The organism is Mesonia oceanica (genome assembly GCF_902499555.1).
GTDB lineage: Bacteria > Bacteroidota > Bacteroidia > Flavobacteriales > Flavobacteriaceae > Mesonia > Mesonia oceanica.
This window is the reverse complement of sequence record NZ_CABVMM010000007.1, coordinates 41,799-62,910: the sequence shown is the minus strand read 5'-3', so window position 1 is coordinate 62,910 and position 21,112 is coordinate 41,799. Positions and strand designations below refer to the sequence as shown.

The window sequence follows — 21,112 nt, the reverse complement described above, 5'->3', positions numbered from 1 at the left end:
GTTTTAAAAACCTGGCAAGAAATCCAATTTTAAAATTTGAGTTATTAAAGACCTTGCGGGTATAATAAATACAGCTTATTTTCAGGAATTGTTTCCCAAAAACATATCATAAATTTGAAAGTAGTAGAAAAACATATCGTTCCGCAAATTCAAAACCCAATTCGATTGCAAGAATATGCCTCTTCTATTTTTAAAACGATTACCACTCGTAGCGGAATTAAAAAAGCTATAAAAAAGCAACTTATTCTTCTTAATAGAAAACCGGCCAATACCGGAGATTGGATCAAAGAAGGTCAGTTATTAGAATTATTAGCAGAAGAACTTCCGCAGAAAAAGATATTTAGACTCCAATTAAAAATCATTTTTAATGATAACTTTTTAGCTGTCATTCAAAAACCTTCGGGTTATCCCACCAACGGAAACTATTTTAAAACCATTGAAAATGCACTTCCGTACAATTTAGAAAATTCAACAGAAAAAGATGCACTCCCCTATCCCACTCCTGTGCATCGCCTAGACAACCCAACCAGCGGACTTTTACTAGTTGCCAAAACTAAAAATGTGCAGGTGAAATTGAATCAGGACTTTGAGGAGAAAAACATTCGAAAATCATATTTGGCAATTGTTTCAGGAGAAATTCCTTCCACAGGAACATTCAATTCTCCTATTGAAGGAAAAACAGCAGCAACCAAATTTCAGTTAAAGAAAACATTCCAAAAGAACGATAAAACCTATTCGCTAGTTGAACTATTTCCTATCACCGGAAGAACACATCAAATTAGAATTCATTTAAGTAAAAATGGAAACCCCATTGTGGGTGATGAAGTTTACGGTTCTTCAGAAAACGCAAAAGGGATTTTATTGGCGGCTCATTCGCTTGCGTTTACCCATCCCTCAACTAAAAAATCACTTCATTTTGAAAATACTTTTCCGAAGAAATTCGAAAAGTTTATCGGTTAAAAATTTTTATGCTTTTGAAGAAGCTTAACAAAATTTTGGTAACAATTGTCGTGCCAATTTCGTTAATTTTGTAATAAGCAATTTAATGAACCATGCTAAAGCAACAATTAAAATTTAAATTATCACAAAAGCTATCACCGCAACAAATACAGCTCATGAAGCTTATACAGTTGCCTACACAAGCTTTTGAACAACGAGTAAAGCAAGAATTGGAAGACAATCCTGCTTTAGATAGTGGTAAAGAAAAAACTGATGAGTATGAGTTTGAAGACGAATTTAAGAACGAAGACCAGGACACCGACTCAGAAGTAATTGAAACGGAAATAAATGTAGATGAATATTTAAGTGATGATGAAATACCAAATTATCGTTTACAAGCTAATAATTACAGTAAGGATGATGACGAAAAAACAGTTCCCTATGCGTCTGGGACCAGTTTTTCTCAGCATTTAAAAACACAACTGCAAACCTTTCGGCTAAAAGAAGATGAAATGCAAATTGCCGAATTTTTGGTAGGAAGCGTTGACGAAAGTGGCTACATAAGGAGAGATGTTCCCGATATTGTAGATGATTTGGCTTTTACTCAAAATGTGTACACCGATGAAGAAACGGTGGAACGGATTTTTAAAATTGTCCATCAGTTGGATCCCGCTGGTGTTGGTGCTAGAAATTTACAGGAATGTCTACTTATTCAACTGAAAAGGAGAAATGAAACCGCAAGTGTAGAATTAGCAGAGAAAATTTTAAAGGACGCATTCGACCAATTTACCAAAAAGCACTACAATAAATTACTTGCAAAATTTGACATTACAGAAGACCAGCTTCGGGACGCGATAGATGAAATTGAGCATTTAAACCCAAAACCAGGTGGAACATATTCCGGTAATTTAAAACCGGTAGAACACGTAACCCCAGACTTTACCATCAAAATAAAGGATGGAGAACTAGAACTTTCCTTAAATGGTAGAAATGCACCGCAAATGCATGTTTCTAGGGAATATAACAATATGCTGAAGGGCTACAAAGAATCGAAAAAGAAAACCAAAGAGCAGAAAGATGCAGTAATGTTTATTAAGCAAAAACTGGATGCTGCCAAATGGTTTATTGAAGCGATACGACAACGTCAAGAAACCCTTTTTGTAACGATGAGCGCAATTATGCATCATCAAGAGGAATATTTTTTAAGTGGTGATGAACGCGACTTAAAACCTATGATCTTAAAAGATATCGCTGAAGAAATTGAAATGGATGTTTCTACCGTTTCACGTGTTGCCAACAGTAAATATGTAGACACACCCTACGGAACAAAACTCATCAAGGAATTCTTTTCAGAATCGATGAAAAACGATCAAGGAGAAGATGTTTCTACTCGTGAAATTAAAAAGATTTTAGAAATTACAGTGGGTGAGGAAGACAAGAAAAAACCGTTAACAGATGAAAAGCTTTCAAAAATTTTGAAAGATAAAGGTTATCCTATTGCGAGAAGAACAGTCGCCAAATACCGTGAACAATTAGATATCCCGGTGGCTCGTTTACGTAAAGAAATTTAAATGAAAGTATTTATTAAACTGGCATCCTATCTATTTCACCCGATATGGATGCCATTTATAGGAGCATTGATCTTTTTTGAAATCACTCCGCGTTTTTTTCCTGATCCCGTCGTAAAAGCTAAACTATTAGCGATAAGCATTCTTACCGTTTTTATTCCTATCGTCTTTTACTTTCTGCTGAAGAACTTAAATTTGGTAGATAATATGATGCTAAAAACGGCTCAGGAACGAAGGTTACCAATGCTCTTTTTTTGTTTGGTAATTTTAACGGTGATTAATTTTATTTTACCGGAACGCGAATATATTGCGCTCTTTTATTTTTTTAGCGGCATACTTTATACTTCGATGATGGGACTACTTTTGGTTATTTTCAAGTTTAAAGTTAGCCTTCATATGATGGGTATTTCTGGAGTGGCTGTTTTTTTAGCCTGTTTAAGTATCACTTATGGCATCAATTTAAGCTACCTCATTGCATTTACTTTATTCGCAATAGGCTGGACGGCATCTTCCCGAATTCAACAAAAAGCACATTCTAATATAGAATTGATTGTTGGGACGCTTATCGGTGGATTACCACAGTTTATTCTTCTGATAGGAAAAAATATTATTTTATAAAATATAAAAAGTGAATCCTATCTTTAAAGGATGCAAACCTATTTGCCTTCCAGATTCGTAGGTTTGAGCATCAAATAAGGGGTTTAAGCTGTAGTAAAAATGAAAATTGAAGGTATTATAACCAAAAGTAAACATGACGCCGTAACGCCATCTATTCAATTCTTCTACTTTGGTCTGAATGACATTATTGGGAGTTCCTTCGTACTTAGACTTAAAATGATAAAGATAACTCACTTTAAATCCTGCGTAAATCCTCCAAAACTTATATGAACTTGGCGTACTGTTTCTCCATCTTAATTCAAGTGGAGCTTCTATCAAATAAGTGGTAAACCTATTGGTAGAATATTCATAATCTTCATCTAAGGCTATAAAAAGGCTCTCGTCATTTTTAGTTTCAGTCACCAATAAATTTTGGCCGTAAGTATTGATACTCCATCCCAAACCAGGAGCAATAGCCAAAGTACGAGATTTATTAATAGGCATATCTCTTAAATAACCAGCTTGAAAACCACCCGAAAAACCAGATTGGTCTACTCCTTTTGGTTTATTTAAAAGCAGGTTAAAGGTAAAGCCCAAATAAAACTGATCTTCCCGGTATAGACTATCTGCTACTCGCTTACCTATTACAATAGAATCATTTTCTTTAATAGATCCTTTCTCTTGAGCAATGAGATGGGATATAGCCACAAAAAAAAGGAGAAGGCTTAATTTAAATTTCATAGGAAAAAGATAATCAAAATAATGGGTAGAAAATAAAAACATCCAACTAATTTACATAGTTGGATGTTTTTTATATATGCGAACAACAAGTAAGTTTTATTGCATATTTTGTGCGGCATCACCAGTTCTGGTCGTGTAATTAATACGATAAGCTTCTGCTTTTCTTAGTTCATATTTAATATCTGAAACTAAGCCCATATTGGTTTCTTGATCTACTTTTAAAGAAGTTGTCAATTTATTTTGCAACTCTTCTCGTTTAGATTCCTTTTCCTGAAGAATAAATTGTTTGATATCTCCTATATCGGCAAATTTATCATTCAATTGTATTCTTGCTTCTGTACCAAACTGACTCTGATATCTAGCACTGGGTTTCCCTGCATAAATATACATTACCAAATCTTTCTTTTGTAACTTCTCTACTTGGTCTGCAAAAGGTAAGTCATTCTGAATCATCAAAGTAGTTTCCCTCATTGTAGTAGCCACCATAAAGAAGAATAAAAGCATAAATACAATATCCGGTAAAGATGCTGTTGATATAGCCGGTAAATCACCGCTTTTTTTCTTTTTAAATTTAGACATAGTTAAATTTTATTAGCGTCTTGATTTTATTCCCTTTCCTTAGGTTCAGCTTCAGAAAGTTTTAAAGGATACATTTCTCGAATTTGCGTAATCTTTTCTTCAAGCGATTCTTTATTTCCTTCGTAACCTCCATCGTTGAAATTCGCTTCCATCGTGGTAAAGTTCTCTCCAAATAAACGCTGAGCTTCACGATTTCTAAGCGTATTATATGCAGCTACTAATTCATTTTGAACTGCGATATAAGTGGCATATTCCGTTTCCCTTACATGCTGTAAAGAAACAACAGCTTTAATTGGATTATCTGACGATGCTGGATCTCCTTTTCCTTGGCAATAATCACAATCTTGACCTCCGTTATCGATAAAGTCTATTGCAGCTTGTCTAATATTACCAATTTCCATTGGCTCATCTTCAACCAAAATATCATTATTTTGATTGATTAAAACCTGAAAAATATTCTTTTTCTTTAATGGTGGCGGATCTTCTGGTTGATCTTCAATTGGTGGCAATTTACGATTAAGACCTGCATCAGTCTCAATAGTAGTTGTCACCAAGAAGAAGATAAGCAGCAAGAATGCGATGTCTGCCATCGATCCTGCATTTACTTCTGGTGCACTTCTTTTTGCCATAACTTATTTTCCTAATTTTTTAACTCCTGAGAATATCATTGCTCCAATAGCTACTGCAGCTAGGATATAAAATATTATCAATCCTGCTCCTACCCATTGAGAACCTGAAGCAGAAACTTCAGTTGCATCAACACCTGGAGGTAAGTCTGGAGAAGCCATCAAATATCCCGCCAGAACAATCACAGCAAAAGCTCCAATGGACATTAATGTTTTTTTGATATCACCGTGAATTAAATCTTTAACTACAGAAATAACCACCAATAATATTACTGCTGCCATTACAAAATAAGACAGGAACATGAAAGGAGCCAACACGCTAGCTTGCGTATCTGCCGAAGCTTCTATCGCATCGTCACCGGCAATAATTATTCTCGCAAGAAGCACAAGACCAATTACACCAATAACAATGGCTAAATATTTTAAAACTTTATGTAAAGTCATAATTTATATTCTATTAAATTATTTTTTTCTTTTATAAGCTACTAAGATATCAATTAAAATAATTGATGCATCTTCCATATCGTTAACGATACTATCGATTTTTGCGATAATGTAGTTATAAAAAATCTGAAGAATAATTGCTACGATAAGACCAAATACGGTTGTTAAAAGTGCAATTTTAATACCTCCTGCAACTAATGCCGGTTGCATATCTCCTGCTGCTTCAATTCTATCGAATGCTTCAATCATACCAATTACTGTACCCATGAAACCAAGCATCGGTGCTAATGCAATAAATAAAGAAACCCAAGATACGTTTTTCTCTAATTGTCCCATCTGTACACCTCCGTAAGCTACTACCGCTTTTTCAGCAGATTCTAAACTCTCATCTGCTCTATCTAAACCTTGATAATAGATAGAAGCAACAGGTCCTTTTGTATTTCTACAAACATCTTTTGCAGCTTCTACACCACCACTATTTAATGCATCCTCTACTCGTTGTGCTAACTTTTTAGAGTTCGTAGTAGATAAGTTTAAGAAAATGATACGCTCAATAGCGATTGCTAATCCTAAGATTAAACAAAGAAGTACAATCCCCATAAAGATTGGTCCACCTTCAATAAAACGTTTTTTTAATTCCTGATGGAAACTTACTTTTTCTTCGCTAGCATCGTCTGAAGAAGCTGTTTCATCATCCTGAACGATATAACTAATAGCCGGAGCAAAATCGTTAACCTTATTAGTCGCATTAACTTTAAGGCCAGTAGTGACCATAATTGTAGCGATTACCAAAATTGAAAATAATCTTTTCATTACTTGTTGTCTTAATTTAATTAGTTAAAGGGTTAAATATATAAAAATTATTACTCATTAAAAATGTAAATTAGCAGAGAGGAAGGGATTCGAACCCTCGATACGCTTTTGACGTATACACACTTTCCAGGCGTGCGCCTTCGACCACTCGGCCACCTCTCTATTAACTACTAAATATTAACATTCTTATTTAGGCGTGGCAAATAACAAAAAAAAAGTTTTTCATTCAAACCTACAACGTTAATTTTTTATGACATTTCACCCCTAAGTGAGGTTTCAAAGATAGTTTTAAATACTTTAGATGATAAATTTTTAGGTATTAAGTACATTAATTTTGCTACTGCTGCTTCTGTGGTCATGTCTTTTCCAGACACTACACCCAAGGATTTTAGCTTTGTACTTGTTTCATAATGCCCCATAATCACACTACCTCCAACACATTGGGTCACATTTATTACTTTTATTCCTTTTTTAATAGCTTGCTTGATAATATCTGTAAACCATTTTTCATTACAAGCATTTCCACTACCATAGGTTTCCAGAACAATTCCTTTTAAGCTGTCTAAATTAATAAAATATGACAAAGTTTTTTCATTAATGCCCGGAAAAAGTTTAATAATGATAATATTATTGTCTAATTCTTTATGAATGAAGAATTTTTTTCGGCCATGTATTCGTTTTAGCGTCGCTTCATAAACTTGAAGTTCTACACCAGATTCGGCCAAAGGTGGGTAATTGGGTGAAGCGAATGCCTCAAAATGGGAGGCATTTACCTTTGAGGTCCTATTAGCACGATATAATTTATATTCAAAGTAAAGCCCTACTTCCCGAATCACACTCTTTCCGTTCTTCTTTAAACCGGCCAATTGAATGGAAGTAATTAAATTTTCCTTAGCATCGGTTCTTAAATCTCCAATAGGCAATTGTGAACCTGTATAGATAATAGGTTTATTTAAATTTTCTAACATAAAACTTAATGCAGATGCAGAATAAGCCATAGTATCGCTTCCATGAAGCACCACAAAACCATCATACATCTCGTAATTTTCTTCAATAATCTCGGCAATCTTTAAATAATATTCCGGATTCATATTGGAAGAATCAATAGGCTCTTCAAAACTTACGGTTTCTATGCTATGCTCCAAATGCTTAAGCTCTGGAATATTTTGCAACAATTCATCGAAATTGAAGGCCTTTAAAGCTCCTGTTTCATAGTCTTTAATCATACCAATAGTTCCACCGGTATAAATCAACAAGATTTTAGAGATATTATCGTGCATGAAAATTTTATTTTACATTGAAAACTTCTAAAGCATTTTGTGTAGTGATTGCGGCAATTTCTTCTACAGAAGTTTCATAAACTTCCGCTAACTTTTCAGCTACTTTCAATACATAAGCGCTTTCATTTCTTTTTCCTCGGAAAGGCTTTGGAGCCAAATAAGGCGAATCGGTTTCTAAAACGATATGCTTTAACTCGATTTCATTTAAAAACTGATCGATTTTCCCGTTTTTGAAAGTCACCACTCCACCAATTCCTAATTTCATGTTGTAAGAAAGGGCTTGTTGAGCTTGTGCCAAAGTTCCTGTAAAACAATGAAAAATCCCGAAAAGATCGTCATTCTTTTCTTCTTCCAAGATTTCAAAAACCTCATCAAAAGCATTTCGGCAGTGAATTACAATCGGCAACTCATACTTTTTAGCGAGTTGAATCTGCCTTCTAAAAGCATCCTGTTGAATTTTTAAAGTAGATTGGTCCCAATACAAATCAATCCCAATCTCTCCTATTGCATAGAATTTTCGTTTGGTTAATTCTTCTTCAACGTGCTTTAATTCTTCTTCATAATTCTCTTTTACCGAAGTAGGATGAAGCCCCATCATTAAGCACATCCGATCTGGAAATATTTTTTCTAAATCGTACATGGCCTGTGTAGTTTCAGAATCAATCGCCGGAATGTAAAATTTATCGACGCCATTTTCTATTGCCCGTTCGATCATTTCCTTTCGATCTTCCTCAAAGGCATCACTATACAAGTGCGTATGGGTATCTATAAGTTTCATGGGGTTTTCAATTTATTTTTACTGAAATGCCAAATTCTTCATTCTTTTCAATGAAAGTAAAGCTTTTTCATTTGGCAAAACTAATTTAAATTCTTCGTCTATCTTTGCTGAAAAAAGAAGAATGTCGAGCTTGCGAAAATTTTTAACAGAAAAAGGTTACCACAGAATCAAATTAACCACAACCGCTACCAATCATTTAGAGTTAGTTGCTGAAATAAATGGCATAGAGGGAAATTTTATTTTAGACACCGGCGCTTCCAGTTCTTGTGTGGGACAAGATGTGGTAGAACATTTTAAACTTTTTGCAGAAGACAGCGATGTTCGTGCTGCCGGAGCAGGAGCCACCAATATGCTCACGCAAGTTTCCACTAAAAACCGCATCGAGATTAAAGATTGGAAAAAGAAAAAAATAGATTTGGTGGTCTTTGATTTAAGCCATGTCAACCAAGCACTAACAGAACACGATGCCGAAAAAGTTCACGGCATTATCGGTGCAGATATTTTAAAGAAAGGAAAAGCAGTGATTGATTATAAATCTAACTATTTGTTTTTAAAGTAAGGTTTTACCTTAAATAGATAAAAAACAAAAAGCCTTGATCTTTCGACCAAGGCTTTTTTATAGAAATACGTTTTGTTATTATAATTCTAAGGCTTTTTTGATATTGCCATCCATCAGTAATTCTTCTGGACTTTCTAAAGCTTCTTTTATAGCTACCAAGAAACCAACAGATTCTTTACCATCAATAATTCTATGGTCATAAGAAAGTGCTAAGTACATCATAGGTCTAATTTCCACTTTACCATCAATTGCTACAGGACGCTCGATAATATTGTGCATTCCTAAAATACCACTTTGTGGTGGGTTAATAATAGGAGTAGAAAGCATAGAACCAAAAACTCCACCGTTAGAAATAGTAAAGGTTCCTCCAGTCATTTCATCTACTGTGATTTTACCATCCCTAGCTCGAAGCGCTAAACGTTTTACTTCAGATTCAATTCCTCTAAAGCTTAAGTTTTCAGCATTTCTAATTACCGGTACCATTAAGCCTTTTGGCCCTGAAACGGCAATACTAATATCTTTATAATCGTAAGTAATCATTTCTTTTCCATCGATCATACTGTTTACAGCAGGGTATTGATCTAAGGCGCGAATGACTGCTTTGGTAAAGAAAGACATAAACCCTAAGCTTACATCGTGCTTAGATTTGAAGTCTTCTTTGTATTTTTTTCTAAGTTCAAAAATAGCCGACATATCCGCTTCATTAAACGTAGTAAGCATGGCAGTTTCGTTTTTGGCACTTACCAAACGTTCTGCCACTTTACGACGAAGCATCGACATTTTTTTACGGGATTCACTACGGCTTCCGTTACCGGGAGACCCCATAGAAGGTTTAGCTTTCTCGGCATCTTCTTTGGTGATTCTACCGTTTTTGCCACTACCTTTTACCTCTTTAGCATCTATTTCCTTTTCATCTAAAATTTTCCTAGCTGCCGGAGAAGGTGTTCCTGTTGCGTAATTTTTATCATCCTGCTCTTGATCTGGAGTGGAAGGCTTGGAAGGCTTTTCAGTCTTCGCATCTGCTTTATCACTGTCATCATCTTCTGCTTCTTCCTGTCTTTTTGCTTCTTCTTTTTCAGCAGATTCTCCACCACCAGGTTTTTCTGCTTCGGTATCGATTAAACAAACTACCTCTCCTACTTTCACAGCGTCACCTTCTTCTGCTTTCAAAGTAATAATTCCGCTTGCTTCTGCAGGTAATTCTAGTGTTGCTTTATCACTATCTACTTCTGCAATAGCTTGATCTTTCTCTACATAATCGCCATCTTCAACAAGCCATTCTGCTATTTCAACTTCTGTAATTGATTCCCCTGGTGAAGGGACTTTCATTTCTAAAGCCATAATCTAAATAATTTCGGTATCGTATTTCTAAAGTTAGTCATTAATTGTTTTATCGAACACACTATCGATAACTCTTTCGTGTCTTCGCTTAAATCTCACAGTACTACCTGCTGCGGGAGAACCGTAGAATTTTCTGCTACAGACCCTAAAATCCCTCATTTCTTTTAAATGAAGTAATAAGTGAGAATAGGCTCCCATATTTCTAGGCTCTTCTTGCGCCCAAACTAAATCGTCTGCTTGCTCATATTTATTGATGATTTCTAAAATTCGGCTGGTTGGAATTGGAAACAATTGTTCTAACCGAACTAAAGCTACATCATCGCGTTCTTCTTTTTCTTTTCTTTCTAAAAGATCGTAATAGAATTTACCGGTACAGAACACCAAACTTTTAATTTTGCTTACATCTGCGGTCTCGTCATCAATTAAGGTTTGGAAACTTCCGTTGGCGAATTCTTCTTTAGTGGACACCACTTTAGGATGCCTCAACAAACTTTTAGGAGTGAAAACGATAAGTGGTTTTCTAAATCCTACTTTCACTTGCCTTCTTAACAAGTGGAATAAGTTTGCAGGAGTTGTTACATCGGCTACGTACATATTATCTTTTGCACAAAGCTGCAGGTATCTTTCCATTCTTGCGGAAGAATGTTCTGCTCCTTGCCCTTCATACCCGTGTGGTAAAAACATCACCAATCCGTTTTGCAACTTCCATTTATCTTCTGCTGCAGAAATATATTGATCTATCATAATTTGGGCTCCATTGCTAAAGTCTCCAAATTGGGCTTCCCAAATACTCAAGGTTTTAGGATTTGCCATAGCATAACCATAATCAAAACCAACTACAGCATATTCTGAAAGCAAGGAATTATAAATATAAAAATGACCTTGATCTTCGGCTAGCTTGTTATGCAATATTACTTCCTCCTCACTATCTTCTACCTTTAAAACAGCATGACGGTGAGAGAACGTACCCCGTTCACAATCTTGACCGGTCATTCGCACATTATGTCCTTCTTTAAGAAGAGTTCCATAAGCGAGTAACTCTCCCATTCCCCAGTCAAGTTGGTTCTTATCAAAATACATTTCGTGACGCATGTTGATAAGCTTCTTTATTTTTTTAAGGAATTTTTTGTCCTCGGGAAGCTGCGTTATTTTTTCGGCAACCTCTGTAAGTTCTTCTATATCTACTCCCGTATTGACGGTTTCCATCATATCACTTTCAGATCCATAAGAAAAACCTTCCCATTCATCTTGCATAATAGGGAAAATCTGTGTGGTTTCTTCTTTACGGGAACTTTCAAGATCTTCTTCTAATTTTTTCTTGTAATCTTCCTCTAACTTTTCTACATAACCTTTTTCGATTACCCCATTCTTCAACAATCTTTCGGCATAAATATCTCTTGGGTTATCGTGCTTCGCTATAGCTTTGTATAGTTTTGGCTGAGTAAATCTTGGTTCATCTCCTTCATTGTGTCCATATTTTCGATAACCCAACAAGTCGATAAACACATCTCTACCAAATTCCATTCTGAAATCCAAAGCAAAAAGCATCGCATGAACTACCGCTTCTACATCGTCTGCATTTACGTGTAATACCGGCGAAAGGGTTACTTTCCCAACATCTGTACAATAAGTAGAAGATCTACCGTCTAAATAGTTGGTGGTAAATCCTATTTGGTTATTCACCACAATATGAATAGTTCCTTCGGTTCTATAACCTTCCAACTGTGACATTTGAACAGTTTCATAAACCACTCCTTGGGCTGCGATTGCAGCATCCCCATGAACTATAATTGGAAGTACATTTTTTGGAGAACCTAAGTAATGACCATCTTGTTTTGCACGGGCAATTCCCTGCACAACCGGTCCTACAGTTTCTAAGTGAGAAGGGTTAGGAGCTATATTTAAGTTGATTTCTTTACCGCTATCGGTCGTACGGCAAGAGGTCCAACCTAAGTGATACTTCACATCTCCATCAAATATTTCCTGCTCATAATCTTTGCCATCAAACTCGCTAAAGATGTACTCTGCACTTTTTCCAAAAATATTGGTCAAGGTATTTAAACGCCCTCTGTGAGCCATACCCATCACAAATTCTTTTACATCTTTTTCTGCTGCAGCTTCAATCAAGGCATCTAATGCAGGGATTAAACTTTCGTTCCCTTCTAAAGAGAAACGTTTTTGCCCTACATATTTTCTATGTAAAAAATTCTCAAAAGAAACCGCTTCATTTAGCTTCTTAAGAATATGTTTTTTTCGATCTGAAGAAAAATCAGGATGGTTTTCATTTACATTCAATCGGTTTTGGATCCATTTGATCTCTTCCGGTTTACGAATGTACATATATTCGATCCCAATAGATTCACAGTAAATTTTCTTAAGGTGATCAATAATATTTTTAAGGGAGGTTGTTCCTATCCCTAGGATTTCTCCAGCAGAAAAATCGGTATCTAAATCGTCTTGAGAAAGCCCAAAATTTTCGATATCCAAGGTGGGAACATACTTTCGCCTTTCCCTAACAGGATTGGTTTTTGTAAACAAATGACCTCTTGTCCTGTACCCATCGATAAGTTGTACAACCTGAAACTCTTTTAAAACATTCTCAGGAATATTAACTACCGTACCATCACTTGATTCTACAAATTGTTGGTCTTTTGACGATGCTACTTCTTCATCATATATTTCTTTACCAAAATCAAAACCTTGGAAGAATGCCCTCCAACTTGGTTCTACACTATCTGGAAATTGTAAATATTGATCGTAAAGCTCTGCAAAATAGGCGGTGTGTGCCGCATTAAGAAATGAAAATTGATCCATAAAATAGGAAAATACACTTATGTTTTTAAAACATGGTCAAAAATACAATTTTTACCAGATATAGCTTTGAAATAAATTATAAATTTCCCCTATACCAAGACATATTTCCATCTATAGTCAAAAAGATTCGTTAAAATTAACAAATACTTCACAATCGATGAACTAAATGGTTCGCGTTAGCAAACTTTCCCCAAGTTCTTTCAAAAGAACTTTTTGCCCTTTTTGAATGTTTATTTCCTCTAGCAGACGAAAGGCTTCTTCGGTATATTTTACAATTTCCTCTCGGGTTTTCGCTGCCGCACCACTTTCTTCAAATAAATGGGTAACGGCCTCCACTTTCTGCTGCGTATCTGAAGGGAAAATAGTGTACAAATGCCGAAGTTGCTCTGATTCTGAAGAAGAAAGCTTTTGTAGTGCCTGCAAATACAAATAGGTTTTCTTGTTTTCGATGATGTCACCCCCTACTCGTTTTCCAAACGTTTCAGGATCTCCAAACGCATCTAAGTAATCGTCCTGTAATTGAAAAGCGATCCCTATTAATTTTCCGTAATTATAAATTTGCTCTTGTTCTTTCTTAGGAGCATTCGCCACAATCGCACCCATTTCTAAAGCTGCCCCCACCAAAACCGCAGTTTTATATTCAATCATTTTTAAATATTCCTCAACGGTCACATCCTCTCGGGTTTCAAAATCAATATCGTATTGCTGTCCTTCACAAACCTCTATCGCGGTTCTACTAAAAAGCTTGGCCAGTTCTTTAAATTGTTCTCCTTCGTAATTTTCAAAAAGCTGGTAAGCTTTAATCAACATGGCATCTCCCGAAAGAATTCCTGTATTTATATCCCATTTTTCATGCACTGTCGCCTTCCCCCTTCTTAAGGGAGCATCGTCCATAATGTCGTCGTGTACCAAAGAGAAATTATGAAAAACTTCAATGGCCAAGGCGGCATCCAAAGCTTTTTCATAAGAAACACCAAAAGCTTCTGCTGCAATCAACACCAAGGTAGGACGCAATCTTTTTCCTCCTAAATTTAATATATAAGAAATGGGTTCGTATAAATTTTTAGGTTCTTCAACAGTAAACTCTTGTTCAAGATGATTTAAAAACGCATTTCTATAGAAAGAGAGATCATTCATAATTCAAAAAAAATTTTCGCTAAAATACCATAATTACATAATAATTCAGTCCGAGAATTTATTTAATAAAAAAATAACTTGAAACTTAGGAAACTTTTTTGGTATTTAAAGTTTCCTGATTATTTTTGCCGCTGAATTATGAAAGAAAAAATTTTAGATACCTCAACAGAAATGTTTTTAAGTCTCGGCTTTAAAAGCGTAACCATGGATGATATTGCCGATAAACTGAGCATTTCTAAGAAAACTATTTATAGTCACTTTTCCAATAAAGAACAATTAGTAGAAGCCTGCGTCCTAGAATTGTTTGAAGAAATCAGCACTAATATTGATGATATTGTTGCCGAAAACCACAATCCTATCGCAGAACAACTTTACATTCATGAGTTTATCCTCAACAAATTAAAGGAAGAGAATGCTTCGCCTCAATTTCAGCTTTATAAGTATTACCCCGAAATAAATGAGAAACTCCGGGAGAAAAAAATTGAACATACAGAAAAATGTTTATCCAAAAACTTAACCAGAGGAATTAAAGAAGGCTTTTACAGAGATGACATCGAAATTAAACTAGTTCTTAATTTCTACTTTATGACTTTAGAAGGCATAAAAAATAGTGACTTTTTCTCCATGGAAAATTATCCCATTTCTTTTCTAATCAAACATTTTCTAGAATACCATTTTAGGGCAATTGTCTCTGAAAAAGGTTTGAAATACATCAACAGTTTAAAACACAAAAAATCGATATGAGAATATTTCTTACTGGTTTCATGGTATTGATAAGTTGTTGGGCAAATGCTCAGGAACTTTCAAGCCCTCCAAACACTTATAAATTCACCCTTGAGGAAGCTATCAACTTTGCATTGGACAGCAGCTATAACGCTATTAATGCAAAACGTGATATTGCAGCAGCAGCAAAGAAAAAATGGGAAACTACCGCAGATGGATTACCTCAAATTAGTGCCGCTATAGATTATCAAAACAATCTTAAAAGACCGGTACAATTATTACCTGGAGAAATTGTAGGGCAAGCACCAGGAACTTTTATCCCTGTTCAATTTGGAACAAAGCAAAATATGAATGCTACCGCCACCGCCAGTCAATTATTATTTGACGGTTCCTATATTGTTGGAGTGAGAGCAGCAAAAACTTTTGAAAAATATACCAAGACTTCCGCCAATAAAACAGCCTTAGAAATCAGGCAAGATGTCATTGACGCCTATGGTAATGTGCTTCTCGCAAAAGAAAGTGTAGAGGTTTTACAGAACAATAAAGACAACCTGGAAGACAATCTGGAAGAAACCAGAAAAATTTTCGAAAATGGACTTCAAGAAGAGGAAAGTGTGGAGCAATTACAAATTACCTTTCTACAAATTAGTAATGAGTTAAAAAATGCAAAAAGGCTAGTAGAAATAGCTACTGATGCTTTAAAACTCACACTAGGGATTCCCTTAGAAAAGCAAGTGAACCTGCTAGATACGTTAAAGGGTTTAACCGAAAAAAACATTAGTCTTACGTTGATGAATACCGATGCTAGTATTGAAGAAAATCTAGATTATCAATTAGCGCAAGTTCAAATAGAACAACGAGAACACGAGCTTAACTTACAAAAAGCAAAAGCCCTTCCCCGCTTAACTACTTTCATTAATTACGCAACTACCGGAAACAGTGAAAAATTTACTTTTTTAAACGACAATCAAGAATGGTTTCAATCCTCCATTTGGGGAGTGAGTTTAAACATTCCTATTTTCAGTTCTTTAAAAAGAAGTGCACAAACCGCTCAAGCTAGAATTGCACTAGACCAAGCACAAACACAATTTGAACAATCTAAAGAACAGATTAGATTGGGAATTAACCGGGCAAAAAACAACTATCAATATGCCATTGAAAAATACCAGACCGCTGAGCAAAATTTAGCACTGGCAGAACGTATTGAAAATAAAAATCAAATTAAATTCTCTGAAGGGATAGCCACTAGTTTTGAGTTAAGACAAGCACAAACTCAACTTTACGATGCCCAACAAGGATTATTACAATCGATGTTAGAAGTTCTCAATACTAAAGCAGAACTAGAATCTTTATTAAACACACCCAACCTTAACTTTACCAATACCGAAAAATAATATGAAAAAGTTTTTATTCATTTCATTCATCAGCTTAAGTTTTATTGCTTGTGGAGAAAAAGAAAAATCTGTAGATGATGTAATTGAAAGCGGAAACCTTTCAGAAATAAGAGCTAAGAAGTCTGAAATCACTACAGAACAAAACGCTTTACAAGAAAAAATTGAAAAGCTAAATACAGCTCTCGAAAAGCTAGATACCAACAAAAAAAGGTTGTTGGTGACGGCAGAAACCCTTAAAGACACCATTTTTAAACATTATGTAGAAGTTCAGGGTGATGTGGAAACCGACCAAAATATTATTATCTATCCTGAATTCAATGGTATTTTAACCGATATTTATGTAAAAGAAGGCCAAGAAGTAAAAAAAGGTCAACAATTAGCAAAGATTGATGATGGCGGTCTTTCAAGTCAATTGGCGCAAATGAACAACAAACTTTCTTTGGCCAAGACCACTTACGAAAGACAAGAGCGTTTATGGAATCAAAACATTGGTTCAGAAATTCAATATTTAGAAGCTAAAACCAATTTTGAAGCGCAACAAAACGCTGTGAACCAATTGCAAACGCAACTTTCAAAAACTATTGTTCGCGCTCCCTTCAGCGGGACTATTGATGAAGTAATTACCGACCAAGGCCAAGTAGTGAACCCTGGACAAAACCAATTGTTTAGGCTGGTTAATTTAGAGAAAATGTATGTGACCGCCGAAGTCCCGGAAAACTACTTAGGAAAAATTGATAAAGGCACCGAAGTACTTATAGAGCTGTCTTCCATAGGAGAGGAATTTGAAGGAGATATTCAGCAGGTTTCTAATTTCATTAATCCCAACAACAGAAGCTTCCAAGTGAAGGTTTCTGTTCCCAACAAAAATGGAGCTATAAAGCCTAACCTTATCGCTACCATTAAATTAAACGACTATACCAATAAAAATGCGATTGTTATTCCGCAGAACATTTTACAAGAAAATGCCCAGAACGAGTATATCGCTTATTTAGTCAACAAAGAAAATGACTCTTTGGGAGTAGCTCAAAAACAAGTAGTAGAAACCGGACTTAATTACGATAATAAAATAGAAATCACCAAAGGTTTAAAGGCGGGAGAAACTATTATTATTGAAGGAGCAAGAAGCATCAGAGAAGGACAGGAGATAAAAATTACCGAAAATGAGCAGTAAAAAAAATACCGATAAAGAATTTGGCATCTCCTCTTGGGCGATAGACAATAAAATGACGGTCTACGTCATTATTGCCATCGTACTTCTTGGCGGACTAATGTCTTATTACAATATGCCAAGGGAAGCATTCCCAGAAATCATAGAGACCAAAATATACGTAAGCTCTATTAATCCCGGGAACTCGGCAGAAGATGTAGAAAAATTTATTACCGAGCCGCTCGAAGAAGAATTTAATGACATTGCGGGCGTGAGAGAAATCACCTCTACTACACTTCAGGATTATTCCATGGTAATTGTCGAGTTTGAAGAAGACATTAGTGTTGACGCAGCGAAACAAAAAGTGAAAGACAAGGTAGATTTCGTAAAAGCCGAAACTACTTGGCCTACTTTAGATAATGGTGCAAAAGTAGAACCAAATGTTTTCGATTTAAATATTTCTGAAGAAATGCCTATTCTGAATGTGAACCTCACCGGAGATTTTCCCGTTCAGAAATTAAAAGATTATGCTGAATATCTTCAAGATAAAATTGAACTGCTTCCCCAAATAAAAGAAGCTACTATTCGTGGTGCCGAAGAAAAGGAAGTAGAAGTCGCTGTAGATATCTACAAAATGACAGCTTCCAAAATTAGCTTTAACGATATCATAAATGCTATTGGTTATGAGAACAAAACAATTTCCGGAGGTAATATTACCCAAAACGGTGTTCAAAAAAACATTCGGGTAGTAGGTGAAATTGAAAGTCCAAAAGAACTGGAAAATATCGTGGTGAAAAGGGAAGGTGGAGTTACCTACCTACGGGATATTGCTCAAGTGAATTTTCAAGAAAAAGACCCTACTACTTTTGCACGAGAGTATGGAAAACCGGTAGTAATGCTTGACATTAAAAAGCGTGCCGGTAAAAATATGATTGAAGCGGTAGAGCAAATCAAACAAATTATAAAAACCGAAAAAGAAGATTACTTACCGGAAAACCTTCATATTTCCGTTACCAACGACCAATCTATCAAAACCGAAAACCAAGTTAACGACTTGGTAAACAATATTATTTTCGGGGTGATTTTAGTGGTTACTGTCTTAATGTTCTTTTTAGGGTTTAGAAATGCTCTATTTGTTGGGGTAGCCATTCCATTATCGATGCTTTTATCTTTTATTATCTTAAGCAGTTTAGGCTACACCCTTAACACCATGGTGTTATTTGGTTTGGTAATGGGACTAGGAATGTTGGTAGACAATGGTATTGTTGTGGTAGAAAACGTGTATACGTTAATGAGTGAAGGCATGCCCCGTATAAAAGCAGCCAAACAAGGTTTAGGTGAAATTGCTTGGCCTATTATCGCTTCTACAGCCACTACGCTAGCCGCATTTTTCCCATTAGGCCTTTGGCCGGGAACTATAGGGAAATTCATGGTTATTTTCCCAATTACACTTTCGGTAGTCTTAGGTTCTTCCTTATTTGTGGCCTTAATTATTAACTCTATGCTTACTTCTCAATTTATGCAAGTGGAAGAAGAAGACATGAAAAGAAAAAGAGCCATTCGGGTAAGTCTAATTTTAGGAATTGCAGGAATTGTTGTTTTAGCTGCCGGTTTCTTTATGGATTCTGGCTTATTCAGAGGTTTAGGAAACTTGATGATCTTGGCCGTTATCCTTTTATGGCTTTATAGATTGTTCCTTAAAAAAGCTGTTTATTATTTTCAGTATAAATCTTTAAAAAAACTAGAGAATTCTTACGAAAGGTTTTTACGCTTTGCCTTAGGAGGAAAAAAATCCTATCTATTTTTCTTTGGAACCCTCGGTATTTTAATCCTAAGCTTTGTATTGGTAGGCTTAGTACAACCCAATGTATTATTCTTCCCGGATAATGAGCCCAATCAAATTATTACTTATATAGAATATCCGCAAGGAACCGATATTGAAAAAACCAACGAGCTTACTAAAAAAATTGAAAAACGTATTTTTGAAGTCATCAAAAAATATGATGATAACGGCTACAATTATATGGTAGAATCGGCTATTTCTCAAGTAGGAGAAGGTGCAGGAAACCCACAAACCGATGGTGGCCAACAAAATGAAATGCCCAATAAAGGAAAAGTAACCTTATCTATGCGTGAATTTAATGAGCGTAGAGGTGTAAAAAGTTCACAAGTGCTTTCTGAAGTGAGGCAAGCGGTAAAAGGTTTTCCCGGAGCTTCAGTAATTGTAGAAAAAGACGCTGTTGGTCCGCCGGCAGGGTATCCAATTAACATTGAAATTACCGGTGATAATTACGATAAAATGTTAGATGAAGCCGAAAAAATGCGAACCTTCATCAACGAACAAAATGTTGACGGAATTGAAGAACTGAAAATTGATGTGAATAAAGTAAAGCCTGAGTTAAATGTTCGGGTAGATCGTCAAAAAGCAGGTATGTTGGGCGTTTCTACCGTACAAGTAGGACAAACTCTACGCCGTGCTATTTATGGTGAAGAAGCTTCTACTTACAAAGAAGGAGATGATGATTACGAAATTAATGTGCGCTTTAACAAAAGTGAACGTTACAACGAAAACGCAATTTTCAATCAGCCCATTACCTTTAAGAATCAGAATAATGGAGAAATCATGCAGATTCCTATTTCTTCCTTGGTAAGCAAGAAACAAACCGCCACGTTTAGTTCCATTAAAAGAGATGACCTCAAAAGGGTAATTACACTTTATTCGAACGTATTGGAAGATTATAATGGCAATGAAATCGTTCAGCAATTAAAATCTGACTTAAAGAATTACAAATTACCGGAAAAGATGAGTTACAGCTTTACTGGAGAGCAGGAAGAGCAGCAAAAAAACATGAGCTTCTTATTAAAAGCTTTACTTATTGCCATTGGTGGGATTCTATTAATTTTAGTAGCGCAATTCAATTCGATCTCCAAGCCTATTATCATTTTGATGGCCGTTTTACTAAGTTTAGGAGGAGTGTTTTTAGGCTTAGTTATCTTCCATATGGATTTCGTAATCATTATGACCATGATGGGAATTATTTCGTTAGCCGGAATTGTGGTAAACAATGCGATTGTATTGATTGATTACACCCAAATTTTAATAGATAGGAAGAAAGAACAACTAGGATTAGAAGAAAGCGATTACCTTACGAAACAACAATATTTTGAAGTGATCGTGGCCGGAGGTAAATCTAGGTTAAGACCGGTATTGCTAACAGCAATTACCACCGTGCTTGGATTAATTCCGCTAGCAACAGGGTTAAACATTGATTTCTTCAGCTTAATGATTAACTACGATCCTAAAATTTACTTTGGTGGTGATAACGTAGTTTTCTGGGGACCGCTAGCATGGACTGTAATCTTCGGATTAACCTTTGCTACTTTCTTAACCTTAATTATTGTTCCCGTGATGTTCTACTTGAGCAACCGGGGTAAAATTAAAATCAAGAAAAAGCGAGGTAAAGAACTTCAACCTTCGCAAGCATAACAAACAAAAGGCTTTCTAAAATTTAGAAAGCCTTTTTTATATTTTGATTTAACCATTCAGCAATAATAAATACATGTTAGTTCAAGTCTGTATGCCGAGAGTAATGCGGAGTTGAGAACTCCTATTTCTATAAATAGGTTTTCGA

At 35.5% G+C, this 21,112-nt stretch carries 18 protein-coding genes and 1 tRNA gene; 8 read left to right on the top strand and 11 right to left on the bottom strand.

Going from position 1 to position 21,112, the window contains the following annotated elements:
• The first annotated feature begins 114 nt into the window (after window positions 1-114).
• The 3 genes from FVB9532_RS09585 (at window position 115) to FVB9532_RS09575 (ending at window position 3,125) form a co-directional block, all read left to right on the top strand.
• Complete coding sequence (locus FVB9532_RS09585) at window positions 115-960, top strand: RluA family pseudouridine synthase (RefSeq protein ID WP_150544994.1); 846 nt, start codon at window positions 115-117, stop codon at window positions 958-960.
• 92 nt (window positions 961-1,052) lie between these two features.
• Window positions 1,053-2,510, top strand: coding sequence for an RNA polymerase factor sigma-54 (gene rpoN, locus FVB9532_RS09580; RefSeq protein WP_150544993.1), 1,458 nt, complete (start codon window positions 1,053-1,055; stop codon window positions 2,508-2,510).
• On the top strand, window positions 2,511-3,125 hold the full coding sequence (locus tag FVB9532_RS09575) for a hypothetical protein (protein ID WP_150544992.1): 615 nt from the start codon (window positions 2,511-2,513) through the stop codon (window positions 3,123-3,125).
• Here FVB9532_RS09575 and FVB9532_RS09570 read toward each other — a convergent pair.
• From FVB9532_RS09570 to FVB9532_RS09535, 8 genes are all read right to left on the bottom strand, one after another.
• Window positions 3,120-3,845: a porin family protein gene (locus tag FVB9532_RS09570; RefSeq protein ID WP_150544991.1), complete on the bottom strand. Its 726-nt coding sequence runs from the start codon at window positions 3,843-3,845 to the stop codon at window positions 3,120-3,122. The genes FVB9532_RS09575 and FVB9532_RS09570 overlap by 6 nt on opposite strands.
• Window positions 3,846-3,941: 96 nt before the next feature.
• Window positions 3,942-4,424, bottom strand: a complete 483-nt coding sequence (locus FVB9532_RS09565; RefSeq protein WP_150544990.1) for an ExbD/TolR family protein — start codon at window positions 4,422-4,424, stop codon at window positions 3,942-3,944.
• Window positions 4,425-4,450: 26 nt separating this feature from the next.
• Window positions 4,451-5,053, bottom strand: a complete 603-nt coding sequence (locus tag FVB9532_RS09560; protein ID WP_150544989.1) for an ExbD/TolR family protein — start codon at window positions 5,051-5,053, stop codon at window positions 4,451-4,453.
• Window positions 5,054-5,056: 3 nt separating this feature from the next.
• Window positions 5,057-5,494 (bottom strand): hypothetical protein, encoded by a 438-nt coding sequence (locus FVB9532_RS09555; protein WP_150544988.1) that lies wholly within the window; start codon window positions 5,492-5,494, stop codon window positions 5,057-5,059.
• Between the two features lie 18 nt (window positions 5,495-5,512).
• Window positions 5,513-6,307: a MotA/TolQ/ExbB proton channel family protein gene (locus FVB9532_RS09550; protein ID WP_150544987.1), complete on the bottom strand. Its 795-nt coding sequence runs from the start codon at window positions 6,305-6,307 to the stop codon at window positions 5,513-5,515.
• Window positions 6,308-6,381: 74 nt separating this feature from the next.
• Window positions 6,382-6,469: transfer RNA gene (locus FVB9532_RS09545), tRNA-Ser, on the bottom strand.
• 86 nt (window positions 6,470-6,555) lie between these two features.
• Window positions 6,556-7,587: an asparaginase gene (locus FVB9532_RS09540; protein WP_194716521.1), complete on the bottom strand. Its 1,032-nt coding sequence runs from the start codon at window positions 7,585-7,587 to the stop codon at window positions 6,556-6,558.
• 7 nt (window positions 7,588-7,594) lie between these two features.
• The gene (locus FVB9532_RS09535) at window positions 7,595-8,365 is read right to left on the bottom strand and encodes a TatD family hydrolase (protein ID WP_150544986.1); all 771 of its coding nucleotides are present in this window, start codon (window positions 8,363-8,365) and stop codon (window positions 7,595-7,597) included.
• 121 nt (window positions 8,366-8,486) lie between these two features.
• On the opposite strand from FVB9532_RS09535, the gene FVB9532_RS09530 reads away from it, so the two are divergent.
• Window positions 8,487-8,924: a retropepsin-like aspartic protease gene (locus FVB9532_RS09530; RefSeq protein ID WP_150544985.1), complete on the top strand. Its 438-nt coding sequence runs from the start codon at window positions 8,487-8,489 to the stop codon at window positions 8,922-8,924.
• 78 nt (window positions 8,925-9,002) lie between these two features.
• On the opposite strand, the gene odhB is transcribed toward FVB9532_RS09530, so the two are convergent.
• From odhB to FVB9532_RS09515, 3 genes are all read right to left on the bottom strand, one after another.
• A complete protein-coding gene (gene odhB / locus FVB9532_RS09525) occupies window positions 9,003-10,265 on the bottom strand; it encodes a 2-oxoglutarate dehydrogenase complex dihydrolipoyllysine-residue succinyltransferase (RefSeq protein ID WP_150544984.1) in 1,263 nt (420 codons plus the stop codon).
• A gap of 33 nt (window positions 10,266-10,298) precedes the next feature.
• Window positions 10,299-13,079 (bottom strand): 2-oxoglutarate dehydrogenase E1 component, encoded by a 2,781-nt coding sequence (locus FVB9532_RS09520; protein ID WP_150544983.1) that lies wholly within the window; start codon window positions 13,077-13,079, stop codon window positions 10,299-10,301.
• A 162-nt stretch (window positions 13,080-13,241) separates the two neighbouring features.
• On the bottom strand, window positions 13,242-14,216 hold the full coding sequence (locus tag FVB9532_RS09515) for a polyprenyl synthetase family protein (protein ID WP_150544982.1): 975 nt from the start codon (window positions 14,214-14,216) through the stop codon (window positions 13,242-13,244).
• Window positions 14,217-14,354: 138 nt separating this feature from the next.
• Here FVB9532_RS09515 and FVB9532_RS09510 point away from each other — a divergent pair, with 138 nt between their 5' ends.
• The 4 genes from FVB9532_RS09510 to FVB9532_RS09495 are packed head-to-tail and all read left to right on the top strand — an operon-like array spanning window position 14,355 to window position 20,967.
• Window positions 14,355-14,960 carry a TetR/AcrR family transcriptional regulator gene (locus tag FVB9532_RS09510; RefSeq protein ID WP_150544981.1) on the top strand — a complete coding sequence of 202 codons (606 nt, stop codon included), beginning with the start codon at window positions 14,355-14,357 and terminating at the stop codon, window positions 14,958-14,960.
• Window positions 14,957-16,333: a TolC family protein gene (locus FVB9532_RS09505; RefSeq protein WP_150544980.1), complete on the top strand. Its 1,377-nt coding sequence runs from the start codon at window positions 14,957-14,959 to the stop codon at window positions 16,331-16,333. Before FVB9532_RS09510 ends, FVB9532_RS09505 begins: the two co-directional genes overlap by 4 nt.
• Window position 16,334: 1 nt before the next feature.
• Window positions 16,335-17,504 (top strand): efflux RND transporter periplasmic adaptor subunit, encoded by a 1,170-nt coding sequence (locus tag FVB9532_RS09500; RefSeq protein WP_150544979.1) that lies wholly within the window; start codon window positions 16,335-16,337, stop codon window positions 17,502-17,504.
• Window positions 17,494-20,967 carry an efflux RND transporter permease subunit gene (locus tag FVB9532_RS09495; RefSeq protein ID WP_150544978.1) on the top strand — a complete coding sequence of 1,158 codons (3,474 nt, stop codon included), beginning with the start codon at window positions 17,494-17,496 and terminating at the stop codon, window positions 20,965-20,967. Before FVB9532_RS09500 ends, FVB9532_RS09495 begins: the two co-directional genes overlap by 11 nt.
• The last annotated feature ends 145 nt before the right edge of the window (window positions 20,968-21,112 follow it).

Bases quoted from the DNA above. Each gene is read 5' to 3' on its own strand.
- rpoN (WP_150544993.1), top strand. From the start codon at position 1,053: ATGCTAAAGCAACAATTAAAATTTAAATTATCACAAAAGCTATCACCG.
- FVB9532_RS09575 (WP_150544992.1), top strand. From the start codon at position 2,511: ATGAAAGTATTTATTAAACTGGCATCCTATCTATTTCACCCGATATGG.
- FVB9532_RS09570 (WP_150544991.1), bottom strand. From the start codon at position 3,845: ATGAAATTTAAATTAAGCCTTCTCCTTTTTTTTGTGGCTATATCCCAT.
- FVB9532_RS09565 (WP_150544990.1), bottom strand. From the start codon at position 4,424: ATGTCTAAATTTAAAAAGAAAAAAAGCGGTGATTTACCGGCTATATCA.
- FVB9532_RS09560 (WP_150544989.1), bottom strand. From the start codon at position 5,053: ATGGCAAAAAGAAGTGCACCAGAAGTAAATGCAGGATCGATGGCAGAC.
- FVB9532_RS09555 (WP_150544988.1), bottom strand. From the start codon at position 5,494: ATGACTTTACATAAAGTTTTAAAATATTTAGCCATTGTTATTGGTGTA.
- FVB9532_RS09550 (WP_150544987.1), bottom strand. From the start codon at position 6,307: ATGAAAAGATTATTTTCAATTTTGGTAATCGCTACAATTATGGTCACT.
- FVB9532_RS09540 (WP_194716521.1), bottom strand. From the start codon at position 7,587: ATGCACGATAATATCTCTAAAATCTTGTTGATTTATACCGGTGGAACT.
- FVB9532_RS09535 (WP_150544986.1), bottom strand. From the start codon at position 8,365: ATGAAACTTATAGATACCCATACGCACTTGTATAGTGATGCCTTTGAG.
- FVB9532_RS09530 (WP_150544985.1), top strand. From the start codon at position 8,487: ATGTCGAGCTTGCGAAAATTTTTAACAGAAAAAGGTTACCACAGAATC.
- odhB (WP_150544984.1), bottom strand. From the start codon at position 10,265: ATGGCTTTAGAAATGAAAGTCCCTTCACCAGGGGAATCAATTACAGAA.
- FVB9532_RS09520 (WP_150544983.1), bottom strand. From the start codon at position 13,079: ATGGATCAATTTTCATTTCTTAATGCGGCACACACCGCCTATTTTGCA.
- FVB9532_RS09515 (WP_150544982.1), bottom strand. From the start codon at position 14,216: ATGAATGATCTCTCTTTCTATAGAAATGCGTTTTTAAATCATCTTGAA.
- FVB9532_RS09510 (WP_150544981.1), top strand. From the start codon at position 14,355: ATGAAAGAAAAAATTTTAGATACCTCAACAGAAATGTTTTTAAGTCTC.
- FVB9532_RS09505 (WP_150544980.1), top strand. From the start codon at position 14,957: ATGAGAATATTTCTTACTGGTTTCATGGTATTGATAAGTTGTTGGGCA.
- FVB9532_RS09500 (WP_150544979.1), top strand. From the start codon at position 16,335: ATGAAAAAGTTTTTATTCATTTCATTCATCAGCTTAAGTTTTATTGCT.
- FVB9532_RS09495 (WP_150544978.1), top strand. From the start codon at position 17,494: ATGAGCAGTAAAAAAAATACCGATAAAGAATTTGGCATCTCCTCTTGG.